A 12,128-nucleotide genomic window follows, 5' to 3' on the forward strand; every position below is an offset into this window, starting at 1 on the left:
CGGTGGTCATCGCTACAGCAGACCGACGGCGGTGTCGACGGCCGCCGCCACGTCGCCGTCGGGCGGATAGAGCAGCGAGCGTCCTGCGACCAGGCCCTGCACGGTGGGCAGGCGCAGGGCGCCGCGCCACTTCTCGAAGGCGGCGTCCTGGTCGTCCCCGATGTCGCCGCCGAGCAGCACGGCGGGCAGGGTGCTGGTGGCCATGACCTGGGCCATGTCGTCGGGGTTCGCGGTGACGGGCACCTTGAGCCAGGTGTACGCGGACGTGCCGGCCAGGCCCGAGGCGATGGCGATGGAGCGGGTGACGGCGTCGGCGGACAGGTCCGCGCGGAGCCTGCCCTCGTCTCTGCGGCAGATGAACGGCTCGATGAACACGGGGAGTTGACGCGCGGCCATGTCGTCGACGGCGCGCGCGGCGGCGTGCAGCGTGTCGAGCGAGCCGGGGTCCTGGTAGTCGATCCTGAGCAGCAGTTTGCCCGCGTCGAAGCCGAGCCGGGCCAGGTCCTGCGCACGGTGGCCGGTGAAGCGGTCGTCGAGTTCGAAGGCGGCTCCGGCGAGGCCGCCGCGGTTCATGGAGCCGATGACGACCTTGTCGTCCAGGGCGCCGAGCAGCAGCAGGTCCTCCAGGACGTCGGCGCCGGCCAGCACGCCGTCCACACCGGGCCGCGCCAGCGCCAGGCACAGCCGGTCGAGCAGGTCGCCCCGGTCGGCCATGGCGAGCGCGTCGGCGCCGACGCCGAGTGCGCCACGGGCGGGGTGGTCGGCGGCGATCACCAGGAGCCGCCCGCCCTCACCGCGCAGCAGCGGCCTGCGGGCCCGGCGGGCGGCGGCCTCTGCGACGGCTTCGGGGTGGCGGGCCCTGATCCGCGCGAGGCCGCCCGGCCCGAGGGGGGCGCTCACGCCCGGCCGCCCTTCAGGACGCGTTCGACCTCGGCGGGCGTGGGCATGGCGGAGGAGCAGGCGAGGCGGGAGGCGACGATGGCGCCGGCGGCGTTGGCGTACCGCATGACGCGGTCGAGCTCCCACCCGGCGAGCAGCCCGTGGCAGAGCGCCCCGCCGAACGCGTCGCCCGCGCCGAGCCCGTTGACCACGTCGACAGGTACGGGCGCGACCTCGGCGACCGTGCCGTCGCGGTGCACGGCGAGCACGCCCCTGGGCCCCTGCTTGACGACGGCGAGCTCGACCCCGGCCCCGAGCAGCGCCTCGGCCGCGGCCCGGGGCTCCCGCTCCCCGGTGGCCACCTCGCACTCGTCGAGGTTGCCGACGGCGACGGTGGCATGAGCGAGCGCCGCGCGGTAGTGCGGCCGCGCGTCGTCGGGATCGGCCCAGAACACGGGCCGCCAATCAAGATCGAAAACGGTATGCCCCGAGCGCCCCGAGCCCAGCCCCCGGCGGGTTTCGGGAAGGGGCGGGGTGGGTCCGAGATCGCCTTCCGCCCCGGGCGCCTCTCGACCCGTCCCCGCCGCGCTCCCCCAGGCCGCCTCGCCCCCGGAAGCCCCCTCAACGGAACCCGCGCCCCCAGCCCCCGGACGCACCGCCCCCAACACCTCCGGGCCCCCACCCGCACCCAACCCCCGGCGGGTTTCGGGGAGGGGCGGGGTGGGGGAAAGCTCGTGCCTTGCTCGTAGGGCCGCCAGCGTCGCGCTCCGGCTCGGTTCCGCGCACAGACCCGTCCCCGTCACCCAGAAGATCCTGGCCGCCCGGACCGCCGCGAGGTCCAACTCCCCTTCCCTCAGCTCCAGGTCGGGCGCCTTGGGCAGCCGGTAGAAGTACAGCGGGAAGTCGTCCGGCGGGAACACCTCGCAGAACGTGACCGGCGTGGGCAGACCGTCCACCGGCGTGGCCCAGCGCGCGTCCACCCCGAACTCGCCCAGCTCCGTACGGAGATAGTCCCCGAACGGGTCGCGCCCCGTGCGGGTGATGACGGCGGTCCGGCGCCCGAGGCGGGCCGCGGCGACCGCCACGTTGGAGGGCGAGCCGCCCAGGAACTTGCCGAACGAGGTGACCTTGGCCAGCGACACCCCGGTCTGCAAGGGGTAGAGATCGACCCCGATCCGACCCATGGTGATCACGTCGTACGAAGCCTCGTCCATGCGCAGCGCACATCCCCTCGGATCGCCCGGCGGCCGCCGCCGCCGATGGCCCTGGGCCCCAGGTCTAGCCGCCTCTTCCCACCCCTGTCAATCTTTTGTCCTTACATTAGGACGTGACCTTGACACCCCTCCGACGCCCCCGAAAGGCTGGCTCCATGACGACGGCGAAGACCCGCATCCGGATCGGTTCGGCCCCCGACTCCTGGGGCGTCTGGTTCCCCGACGACCCCCGTCAAGTCCCTTGGCTACGCTTCCTGGACGAGGTGGCCCACGCCGGCTACCACTGGATCGAACTGGGCCCGTACGGCTACCTCCCCACCGATCCCGCGCGCCTCGCCGAGGAGACCGCCGCACGCGGTCTGCGCGTCTCGGCCGGCACGGTGTTCACGGGGCTGCACCACGGCCCCGCGGTGTGGGAGCAGACCTGGGCGCACGTGTCCCAGGTGGCCGCGCTCGCCCAGGCGACTGGCGCCGGGCACCTCGTCGTCATTCCGTCGTTCTGGCGCGACGACAAGAGCGGCGAGGTCCTGGAGGAGCGCACCCTGACGGCCGCGCAGTGGCGCGACCTCACGGGCCAGACCGAGCGCCTGGCCCGCGAGGTACGGGAGCGGTACGGCCTGCGCGTGGTGGTGCACCCGCACGCGGACACCCACATCGACAGCGAGGAGAACGTGGTCCGCTTCCTGCACTCCACCGACTCCGACCTGGTCTCGCTCTGCCTGGACACCGGCCACTACGCGTACTGCGGCGGCGACAGCGTCAAGCTGATCGAGACGTACGGGGAGCGGATCGGCTACCTCCACCTCAAGCAGGTGGACCCCGAGGTGCTGGCCCGGGTGCGCGCCGCCGGGACGCCGTTCGGGCCGGCCGTCGCGCAGGGCGTGATGTGCGAGCCGCCGCGCGGCGTGCCCGCGCTGGAACCGGTGCTCGCGGCGGCCCAAGCCCTGGACGTCGACCTGTTCGCGATCGTCGAGCAGGACATGTACCCGTGCGATCCCGACCGCCCCCTGCCCATCGCGGAACGCACCCGCGCCTTCCTGCGCTCGTGCGGCGCCTGACCACCGACGCCTCCGCCCGGCCACCCGTTTGCCCCAACAGCCCTCTTTCTCACCCCTGTTACAAGGATCTCCCTCCCGTCACACATGTCTCGATTACGCGGGTCTTGCGTCACAGCCGGTCGACAGGCGGCCCCACAGCATCACTCTGTGTCGTTCAACGGGCACAGGCTGAGTGATCGCCACACGTTCGCGTCGCAGCTCCCCCGACGGCCTTCCGGTCGCCGCTGCGGCGTACGCAGGAGGTGCCGCACATGACCGACCGACGGCTCTGGTCCTACAAGGAGATCGCCGCGCACATCCGGGTGCAGCCCGACACCGTGCGCTCGTACCGCAAACACGGACTCCTTCCCGCGCCTGACCTCGTGGAGAACGGCAAACCCTATTGGTTCGCGGACACCATCCGTACGTGGGTGGCGCGCCGCCCGGGCAATCGCGGCCGTCGCGACGGCTGACCCCCACCCCTTCCCCACTTTCATACCCCCTAGGGGTATAGTCTGCGGCGTACAGCCGTGAACCCGTACGCCCGCACAGAGGAGAACGCCATGACCGCCGAGACCGTCACCACCGTCTACCGGGTGTCCGGCATGACCTGCGGCCACTGCGAGGGTGCGGTGACCGAGGAGATCTCCGGCATCGAGGGGGTCAGCTCGGTGAAGGCCGTCGCCTCCACCGGGGAGGTCACCGTCGTGTCCGCAGCGCCGCTGGACGAGGAGGCCGTCCGGGCCGCCGTCGACGAGGCGGGTTATGAACTGGCCGGCCGCGCCTGACCGTCCGAACCCGCACGCATCCGGCGCCGATCCGCACGGGTCGGCGCCGGTCCGTGTGTGTGCGGCTCTGGCGCTCGCCCGCGTATTCGTGGTACCCAAAACCCTACGGTCGCGTTCCTTCACCTGACCTCCACAAAGAGATCTAGATCACAGAGGTTTTGAGGTAACCATCGGGAGGGGTCGGGAGTCTAAGTGGGCGATGCCACGGATGTCTTGGGGGACGTCCATGGAATGTCTTGGGGGACGTTCCAGGCAACGCGTTGGCCGGGGCACGTACGTCGGGAGCTTTGAGCGGCCCACCGACAGGTACGTACCCCGGCAGACCGCCTAGACCCCCGGCTCGGATCCCGTGGGGGGAATCCGCACCGGGAAACAGGGAAGCGCCCCGGCTGTCGACCCGTGGGGGGATCGGCAGCGGGGCGCTTTTCCGTGTGCGGAGCGCGGGGCGGGCCGCCTCAGCGAAGCGGGGCGGGCGCCGCGACGGCGCTCAGTCGCACGGGGTCGCGAAATCCGCTCAGCGGCCCTCGACCGGCACGAAGTCGCGCAGGACCTCGCCCGTGTAGATCTGGCGCGGGCGGCCGATGCGCGAACCGGGCTCCTTGATCATCTCGTGCCACTGGGCGATCCAGCCCGGAAGGCGGCCGAGCGCGAACAGGACCGTGAACATCTCGGTCGGGAAGCCCATGGCGCGGTAGATCAGACCCGTGTAGAAGTCCACGTTCGGGTACAGGTTGCGCGAGACGAAGTAGTCGTCGCTCAGCGCGTGCTCTTCCAGCTTCAGCGCGATGTCCAGCAGCTCGTCGGACTTGCCGAGCGCGGAGAGGACGTCGTGCGCGGCGGCCTTGATGATCTTCGCGCGCGGGTCGAAGGACTTGTACACCCGGTGGCCGAAGCCCATCAGGCGGACGCCGTCCTCCTTGTTCTTCACCTTGCGGATGAAGGAGTCCACGTCGCCGCCGTTGGCCTGGATGCCTTCCAGCATCTCCAGGACGGACTGGTTGGCGCCACCGTGCAGGGGGCCCCACAGGGCCGAGATGCCGGCCGAGATCGACGCGAACATGTTCGCCTGCGAGGAGCCGACCAGACGCACGGTGGAGGTCGAACAGTTCTGCTCGTGGTCCGCGTGCAGGATGAGCAGCTTGTCCAGGGCCGAGACGACGACCGGGTCCAGCTCGTACTCCTGGGCCGGCACCGAGAACGTCATGCGCAGGAAGTTCTCGACGTAGCCGAGGTCGTTGCGCGGGTAGACGAAGGGGTGGCCGATCGACTTCTTGTACGCGTACGCCGCGATCGTCGGCAGCTTGGCCAGGAGCCGGATCGTGGAGAGGTGGCGCTGCTTCTCGTCGAACGGGTTGTGGCTGTCCTGGTAGAACGTGGACAGCGCGGAGACCACCGAGGACAGCATGGCCATCGGGTGGGCGTCACGCGGGAAGCCGTCGAAGAACCGCTTCACGTCCTCGTGGAGCAGGGTGTGCCCGGTGATCTCGTCCTTGAAGCTGGAGAGCTGGTCGACGGTCGGCAGCTCGCCGTTGATCAGCAGGTACGCGACCTCGACGAAGGTCGAGCGCTCGGCCAGCTGCTCGATCGGGTACCCGCGGTAGCGCAGGATGCCCTGCTCGCCGTCCAGGTAGGTAATGGCGGATTTATAGGCGGCTGTGTTGCCGTATCCGCTGTCGAGGGTGACCAGCCCGGTCTGGGCTCGGAGCTTCCCGATGTCGAAGCCCTTGTCGCCGACGGTGCTGTCGATCACCGGGTAGGTGTACTCGCCATCGCCGAACCGCAGTACTACAGCGTTGTTCGCGTTCTCGCTCACGTCATCCCTCACCGACGTAGTGCCTCTTCTTCGAGGTGCCCTGACTGTCTCTACCATCCCCCATTTGGCTCAGCAGAGTGCACTCGGGGTCGCCCATTGGGCTTATTCACGGCACTCAGTGCCGCCAACCTGCTCATCCTGCCCCGCTCGCCCCAGTTAGGAAAGTCCTGGGTGACGTTTCACACCAAAGTGCCCCCTGCCAGCCGGTGAGCCAGTGCGGTAAAGCGCCTGCCTGCGGAAACGGTGCGCACCGCCTGACCGATCGCCTTGCGCGACCCCACCAGGACGACGAGCTTCTTGGCGCGGGTCACCGCCGTGTAGAGCAGATTGCGCTGGAGCATCATCCAGGCACTCGTGGTGACCGGGATGACGACGGCCGGATACTCGCTGCCCTGGGAGCGGTGGATCGTCACGGCGTAGGCGTGGGCCAGCTCGTCCAGCTCGTCGAAGTCGTACGACACCTCCTCGTCCTCGTCGGTGCGGACCGTCAGGCACTGGTCGTCGAGGTCGAGCGAGGTGACCACGCCGACGGTGCCGTTGAAGACGCCGTTCTCGCCCTTCTCGTAATTGTTGCGAATCTGGGTCACCTTGTCGCCGACGCGGAAGACCCTTCCGCCGAACCTCTTCTCCGGCAGATCCGGCCGGCCCGGTGTGATGGCCTGCTGGAGCAGGCCGTTGAGGGCGCCGGCCCCGGCCGGGCCCCGGTGCATCGGTGCGAGCACCTGGATGTCGCGGCGCGGATCGAGCCCGAACTTCGCGGGGATGCGCCGGGCCGCCACGTCCACCGTGAGCCGCCCCGCGTCCTCCGTCTCGTCCTCCACGAAGAGGAAGAAGTCGTCGAGGCCCGAAGTGATGGGCTGCGTACCGGAGTTGATGCGGTGGGCGTTGGTGACGACACCGGACTGCTGGGCCTGCCGGAAGATCCGGGTCAGCCGCACGCTCGGCACCGGGCCGCCCTCGGCGAGCAGGTCGCGCAGCACCTCGCCGGCGCCGACCGACGGCAGCTGGTCGACGTCGCCCACCAGCAGCAGATGGGCGCCGGGCGCCACCGCCTTGACGAGCTTGTTGGCGAGCAGCAGATCGAGCATGGACGCCTCGTCGACCACCACCAGGTCCGCGTCCAGCGGCCGGTCCTTGTCGTACGCCGCGTCGCCGCCCGGTTTCAGTTCGAGCAGGCGGTGGACCGTGGAGGCCTCGGCGCCGGTGAGCTCGGCCAGGCGCTTGGCGGCCCGCCCGGTGGGCGCGGCGAGCACCACCTTCGCCTTCTTGGCCCGGGCCAGCTCCACGATCGAGCGGACCGTGAAGGACTTGCCGCAGCCCGGGCCGCCGGTGAGCACGGCGACCTTGCTGGTCAGGGCCAGCTTCACCGCGTCGCTCTGCTCGGGCGCGAGCTCGGCGCCGGTACGCCCCGCGAGCCAGCCGAGCGCCTTGCCCCAGTCGACCCCGGCGAACCCCGGCATCCGGTCCTCTCCGGTGCGCAGCAGACGCCCCACCTGGGCGGCGAGGGACAGCTCCGCGCGGTGGAACGGCACGAGGTAGACGGCCGCGACGGGCTCGCCGCCGTCCGGTCCCGGCACCTTCTCGCGCACCGCCCCCTCCTCGGCGATCAGCTCGGCCAGGCACTCGATGACGAGCCCGGTGTCGACCTGGAGGAGCTTGACCGCGTCGGCGATCAGGCGCTCCTCGGGCAGGAAGCAGTGGCCCTGGTCGGTGGACTGCGACAGCGCGTATTGCAGGCCCGCCTTCACGCGCTCGGGGCTGTCGTGCGGGATGCCGACCGCTTGGGCGATCTTGTCGGCGGTGAGGAACCCGATGCCCCAGACGTCGGCGGCCAGCCGGTAGGGCTGGTTCTTCACGACGGAGATCGACGCGTCCTCGTACTTCTTGTAGATACGTACGGCGATGGACGTGGAGACCCCGACGCCCTGGAGGAAGACCATGACCTCCTTGATCGCCTTCTGTTCCTCCCAGGCGGCGGTGATCTTCTTGGTCCGCTTCGGGCCGAGGCCCGGCACCTCGATCAGGCGCCCCGGGTCCTGCTCGATGATGTCGAGGGTGTCGGCGCCGAAGTGGCGCGTGATGCGGTCGGCGAAGACCGGGCCGATGCCCTTGATCAGGCCCGAACCGAGATAGCGGCGGATGCCCTGGATGGTGGCGGGCAGGACGGTCGTGTAGTTGTCGACCGTGAACTGCTTGCCGTACTGGGGGTGGGAGCCCCAGCGCCCCTCCATGCGCAGCGACTCCCCCGGCTGCGCGCCGAGCAGCGAGCCGACCACCGTGAGCAGGTCGTTGCCGCCGCGGCCGGTGTCGACGCGCGCGACGGTGTAGCCGCTCTCCTCATTGGCGTACGTGATCCGTTCGAGGACCCCCTCCACCACCGCGGCACCCGTGAGACTGGACATGCCCCGACGCTACCGCCCCGCACTGACAACGCGGACAAGTCGGTTGCGTATCAGGGCGGTTGCTTGCCTGGGCGTCAAGGTGTCACGGGGTTCAAGGGTGGCGGGGTTCAAGGGGACCCGGCCCGTCGGCCGGGCCCCTTGATTTCCCTCCCCGTCAGCGCTTCCCGAAATCCCCCCGGATCCCTCCCCTGAAGCCCTGACTCCCCTTAAGACTTCCGTCACACCGGAAGGGTTGCACGACTGCGGGCAGTAATTTTTTTCCGGGGTTGGCCCATCAGCCGCGCGGCCGCCCTGCCCAGTCAGGCCCCGCCCGGTCAGGCCCCGCGCAGGAACGCGTCGCCGTGGGCGGCGATGTGCGCCTCAAGGGCGGCCAGCGCGAGACCCGTGGTCTGTTCGGAACCGCCGCCGTGCCGCTCCGCGTAATACGCCGCGCCCAGCTTCTTCAGGAGGTCGTTCCCGGCGCGCTGCTGCTGGACCTCGTCCACCTTCTGCTTGCCCTGCTGCATGGCGCTCTGCGCCTGCTCCTTGGCCCGGTCGAGAAACCCTGCCATGACTGTCTCCGATCGTGATCGTGCCCCGTACCGGCAACACTTCCCCTCTTATCGGCGCGCATGCCCACGCATACGTACAGATGGACCAGGAATCGGCGCGCGCCTCGCGGGCCGCGTCCCGGGCGCCAAGGACCCCGCGACCCGCCTCGCACATCCGCGCGAATACTCTGACCGGCATGATCGCGTCCGCCCGCACCCGCGCCTGCCCGCGTCCGTTCGCCGTCGCCCGGGCCGGGGCGCTGGCCGCCTGCGTCCTGCTGGCGTCCGCCGGGTGCTCGGGCGCGCGGTCCGCCGCCCCCTCCGCCGTACGGTCCGGGGCCGCGCGGGCCGCCGGCGCGAGCCCCGAGGCAGGGGCCGATGTGACGGCCGGGCCCACGCCGTCGCTTCCGCCGGGGACCATCACACTCGCGTTCGGCGGTGACGTCCACTTCACCGAGCGGACCGCGTCCCGTCTGAACGCGACCCCGGCCGATCCCGCGCTCGGCCCGATATCCAGGACCGTCGCGAGCGCCGACTTCGCGATGGTCAACCTGGAGACGGCGATCACCACGCGGGGCTCCGAGGAGCCCAAGCTGTACCACTTCCGTACGCCGCCGAGCGCGCTGGACGTGCTCCAGAAGTCGGGTGTGGACGCGGTGTCGATGGCCAACAACCACGCCGTGGACTACGGGCCGGCCGGCCTCACCGACACCCTCGACGCCGTGCGTCACGCGCCCATACCGGTGCTCGGGATCGGGGCGGACGAGGCCGAGGCGTACCAGCCGTACGTCAAGGAGATCCGGGGTGTGAAGCTGGCCGTGGTCGCGGCGAGCCAGGTCATGGACCTGACCAACGACAAGTTCCGGGCCGGTCCGAAGAAACCGGGGATAGCCTCCGCGCTGGACGCCACGAAGCTCGTCGCGGCGGTGAAGCGGGCGAAGGCGCGGGCCGATGTGGTCGTGGTGTACCTGCACTGGGGTACGGAGGGGAAGAGCTGTCCGGGGCCGGAGCAGAAGGCCATCGCCGCGAAGTTGTCGGCGGCGGGGGCGACGGCGGTGGTGGGGACGCACGCGCACGTGATGCTGGGGTCGGGGATGCTGGGCCGGACGTACGTCAACTACGGTCTGGGCAACCTGCTTTGGTACGGGAGGTCGCCGTATCCGCACTCCGACGACAGCGGGATCGCGACGTTGACGGTTGCGCGGGGGAAGGTGGTCAAGCAGGTGTTCACGCCGGCGGTGGTGGATGGGCGGGGTGTTCCCATGCCGCAGGCCGGGGCGGCGGCCGACGCCATCACGTCCCGCCTGACCGCCCTCACCCCCTGCACGTCCCTGACCCCGGCCCCCCACTGACCCCCTCTCACCCCAAGCCCAGCCACACACGGCCCGCAGCCGGCGCCAGACCTATCGGGCCTGAAGGGCCCTCGTCCTCAATCTCCCCCAAGGCCTTAAGGGCCAGGGGGGACCCCCATGACGGGCTAGGTATGCGCACATGGGCCAGCACCCAACCCCGCCAGGGGCGCGGGGAACTGCGCGCCCAGCCACGCACGGCCCGCAGCCAGGGTCCCTGGGGCTCCGCCCCAGACCCCATTCGGCCTGAACGGCCTCGTCCTCAAACGCCGGACAGGCTGAGGGTGCCCATGAGAACCAGCGCGGACCCTGCCGGGAGCGGGGCTGAGGATGCCCATGCGGGCCGGCGCCGAGTAGTTAGGGGCGCGGGGAACTGCGCGACCAGCCACCCACGGCCCGCAGCCGGAGTCCCTGGGGCTCCGCCCCAGACCCCGTTCGCGCTGAACGCGCTCGTCCTCAAACGCCGGACGGGCTGAGGGTACCCTCGCAGGCCAGCACAAGCCCTGCCCCGGACGGGGCTGAAGTGCCGGTCCGGGCCAGCACCAAGTAGTTAGGGGCGCGGGGAACTGCGCGACCAGCCACCCACGACCCGCAGACCCCGTTCGGCCTGAACGACCTCGCCCTCAATCCGGGCAGGCTGAGGGTGCCCATGCAGGCCAGCACAAGCCCTACCCCCGGACGGGGCTGAAGTTGCCAGTCCGGGCCAGCGCCAAGTAGTCAGGGGCGCGGGGAACTGCGCGACCAGCCGCACTCGACCCGCACCCGACGCCCGGATTCAGGCGCGCGGGACCGCAGTTGACGCCCGGACCATCAGTTCGCCCTGGACCGTCGCCATCCCCCCGGGCGGCACGGGGGCGAGCCCCAGTGCGAGCCGCCCCGCCCGCACCCCCGCCGCATACAGCGGAAGCCGCACCGTCGTCAGCCCCGGCACCGCGTCCGCGCTGAAGGGCAGGTCCCCGAACCCCGCCACCGACACGTCGTCCGGCACGGACCGCCCCCGGTCCCGCAACGCCGCGCACACCCCCAGCGCCACCGTGTCGTTCGCGGCCACGATCGCCGTCAACCCGGGCTCGTGGCGCAGGAGTTCGACCGTCGCGTCGTACCCGGAGCGGCGGTCGTAGGACCCGTGCACAACCAGCCGCCCCGCCTCGATCCCCGCCGCTTCGAGCGCCGCCGTGTGCCCTTCGAGCCGGTGCCGGGTCGTGGTGCGCTCGGGCGGCCCCGCGACGTACCCGATCCGCCGGTGCCCGAGCCCGACGACGTGTTCCGCGAGCCGCCGCGCGCCGCCCCGGTTGTCGAAGGCGAGCGTCGCGGCCACGCTGTCGCCGGGCAGCGGCGGCCGGCCGCACAGCACGATCCGGGTGCCCGCGTCCGCGAGCCGCGCGAGCTTCGCGCCGACGGCGGCCTGGTGCTCGGGGTCCTCAAGTGCCCCGCCCGTCACGATGACGGCCGCCGCCCGCTGGCGCTGAAGCAGCGTCAGATAGGTGAGTTCGCGTTCCGGCGAGCCCCCGGTGTTGCAGATGACGGACAGCTTCTCGCGGCCCCCGCGCTCCCCGCGCTCCTCCCCGATCGCCCCCTGCGCCGCGCCCGCGATGATGCCGAAGAACGGGTCGGCGATGTCGTTGACGAGGATGCCGACCAGATCGGACGTGGCCGCGGCGAGCGAACTCGCGGGCCCGTTCAGGACGTAGTCGAGCTCGTCGACCGCGCGCAGCACCCGCTCCCGGGTCGCCGCGGCCACCGGATAGTTGCCGTTGAGCACGCGCGAGACGGTCGCCGGGGACACCCGGGCCCGGGCCGCCACATCCGCCAGGGTCGCTGTCATCTCTGCCTCCGCACCGATCGGGGCCGTGGTCGAACCGCGGCCGGCCCGGTCGCGCCGCGCCGCCCGCGCCCCGGGCACGCACGCCCGGGCCGAGGTCGGACCACCGCCCGGCCGTTCAAGCTTTCGGCCTCTTGTCCGAGGCGCTGTGCGCAGGCTAGCGTCCCTCCCTGTAGAAAGCGCTTACTACCATCGCCCACCTAGGGGGTGTCTGGTGGACCATGGCCGGGGGCGCGGCGTCTGGCACGGCACCTCGCGGCGTTGCCGAATCGCCCCGATAGCTCCGCTATCGAG

Annotated in this window: 10 protein-coding genes; 4 read left to right on the top strand and 6 right to left on the bottom strand. The window is 71.2% G+C overall.

What is annotated here, in order from left to right; all coding sequences use genetic code 11:
• Positions 1-12: 12 nt before the first annotated feature.
• A complete protein-coding gene (locus tag ACFYM2_RS22665) occupies positions 13-900 on the bottom strand; it encodes a deoxyribose-phosphate aldolase (RefSeq protein WP_358994988.1) in 888 nt (295 codons plus the stop codon).
• The gene (locus tag ACFYM2_RS22670; protein WP_358994990.1) at positions 897-2,093 is read right to left on the bottom strand and encodes a 5-dehydro-2-deoxygluconokinase; all 1,197 of its coding nucleotides are present in this window, start codon (positions 2,091-2,093) and stop codon (positions 897-899) included. Before ACFYM2_RS22670 ends, ACFYM2_RS22665 begins: the two co-directional genes overlap by 4 nt.
• Positions 2,094-2,248: 155 nt before the next feature.
• Between ACFYM2_RS22670 and ACFYM2_RS22675 the strand changes: the two genes are divergently transcribed.
• The 3 genes from ACFYM2_RS22675 to ACFYM2_RS22685 all read left to right on the top strand — a co-directional run bounded on the left by ACFYM2_RS22675 (position 2,249) and on the right by ACFYM2_RS22685 (position 3,918).
• Entirely contained in the window at positions 2,249-3,151 is a 903-nt protein-coding gene (locus tag ACFYM2_RS22675; RefSeq protein WP_388838601.1) for a sugar phosphate isomerase/epimerase family protein, read from the top strand.
• A 251-nt stretch (positions 3,152-3,402) separates the two neighbouring features.
• On the top strand, positions 3,403-3,603 hold the full coding sequence (locus ACFYM2_RS22680) for an AlpA family transcriptional regulator (protein WP_267053117.1): 201 nt from the start codon (positions 3,403-3,405) through the stop codon (positions 3,601-3,603).
• Positions 3,604-3,693: 90 nt separating this feature from the next.
• Entirely contained in the window at positions 3,694-3,918 is a 225-nt protein-coding gene (locus tag ACFYM2_RS22685; protein ID WP_358994996.1) for a heavy-metal-associated domain-containing protein, read from the top strand.
• Positions 3,919-4,432: 514 nt separating this feature from the next.
• On the opposite strand, the gene ACFYM2_RS22690 is transcribed toward ACFYM2_RS22685, so the two are convergent.
• The 3 genes from ACFYM2_RS22690 to ACFYM2_RS22700 all read right to left on the bottom strand — a co-directional run bounded on the left by ACFYM2_RS22690 (position 4,433) and on the right by ACFYM2_RS22700 (position 8,684).
• A complete protein-coding gene (locus tag ACFYM2_RS22690; protein ID WP_350230467.1) occupies positions 4,433-5,731 on the bottom strand; it encodes a citrate synthase in 1,299 nt (432 codons plus the stop codon).
• A gap of 179 nt (positions 5,732-5,910) precedes the next feature.
• Complete coding sequence (locus ACFYM2_RS22695) at positions 5,911-8,133, bottom strand: ATP-dependent RecD-like DNA helicase (protein WP_388455400.1); 2,223 nt, start codon at positions 8,131-8,133, stop codon at positions 5,911-5,913.
• A 314-nt stretch (positions 8,134-8,447) separates the two neighbouring features.
• Positions 8,448-8,684 (bottom strand): hypothetical protein, encoded by a 237-nt coding sequence (locus ACFYM2_RS22700; RefSeq protein WP_350230469.1) that lies wholly within the window; start codon positions 8,682-8,684, stop codon positions 8,448-8,450.
• A 176-nt stretch (positions 8,685-8,860) separates the two neighbouring features.
• Between ACFYM2_RS22700 and ACFYM2_RS22705 the strand changes: the two genes are divergently transcribed.
• A complete protein-coding gene (locus tag ACFYM2_RS22705; RefSeq protein ID WP_358995002.1) occupies positions 8,861-10,015 on the top strand; it encodes a CapA family protein in 1,155 nt (384 codons plus the stop codon).
• Positions 10,016-10,787: 772 nt separating this feature from the next.
• On the opposite strand, the gene ACFYM2_RS22710 is transcribed toward ACFYM2_RS22705, so the two are convergent.
• Entirely contained in the window at positions 10,788-11,837 is a 1,050-nt protein-coding gene (locus tag ACFYM2_RS22710; RefSeq protein ID WP_388838604.1) for a LacI family DNA-binding transcriptional regulator, read from the bottom strand.
• Positions 11,838-12,128 lie beyond the last annotated feature (291 nt).

The sequence above is a fragment of the Streptomyces sp. NPDC006711 genome (assembly GCF_042869775.1).
Taxonomy (GTDB): Bacteria; Actinomycetota; Actinomycetes; order Streptomycetales; family Streptomycetaceae; genus Streptomyces.

Bases quoted from the DNA above. Each gene is read 5' to 3' on its own strand.
- ACFYM2_RS22670 (WP_358994990.1), bottom strand. From the start codon at position 2,093: ATGGACGAGGCTTCGTACGACGTGATCACCATGGGTCGGATCGGGGTC.
- ACFYM2_RS22675 (WP_388838601.1), top strand. From the start codon at position 2,249: ATGACGACGGCGAAGACCCGCATCCGGATCGGTTCGGCCCCCGACTCC.
- ACFYM2_RS22680 (WP_267053117.1), top strand. From the start codon at position 3,403: ATGACCGACCGACGGCTCTGGTCCTACAAGGAGATCGCCGCGCACATC.
- ACFYM2_RS22685 (WP_358994996.1), top strand. From the start codon at position 3,694: ATGACCGCCGAGACCGTCACCACCGTCTACCGGGTGTCCGGCATGACC.
- ACFYM2_RS22695 (WP_388455400.1), bottom strand. From the start codon at position 8,133: ATGTCCAGTCTCACGGGTGCCGCGGTGGTGGAGGGGGTCCTCGAACGG.
- ACFYM2_RS22700 (WP_350230469.1), bottom strand. From the start codon at position 8,684: ATGGCAGGGTTTCTCGACCGGGCCAAGGAGCAGGCGCAGAGCGCCATG.
- ACFYM2_RS22705 (WP_358995002.1), top strand. From the start codon at position 8,861: ATGATCGCGTCCGCCCGCACCCGCGCCTGCCCGCGTCCGTTCGCCGTC.
- ACFYM2_RS22710 (WP_388838604.1), bottom strand. From the start codon at position 11,837: ATGACAGCGACCCTGGCGGATGTGGCGGCCCGGGCCCGGGTGTCCCCG.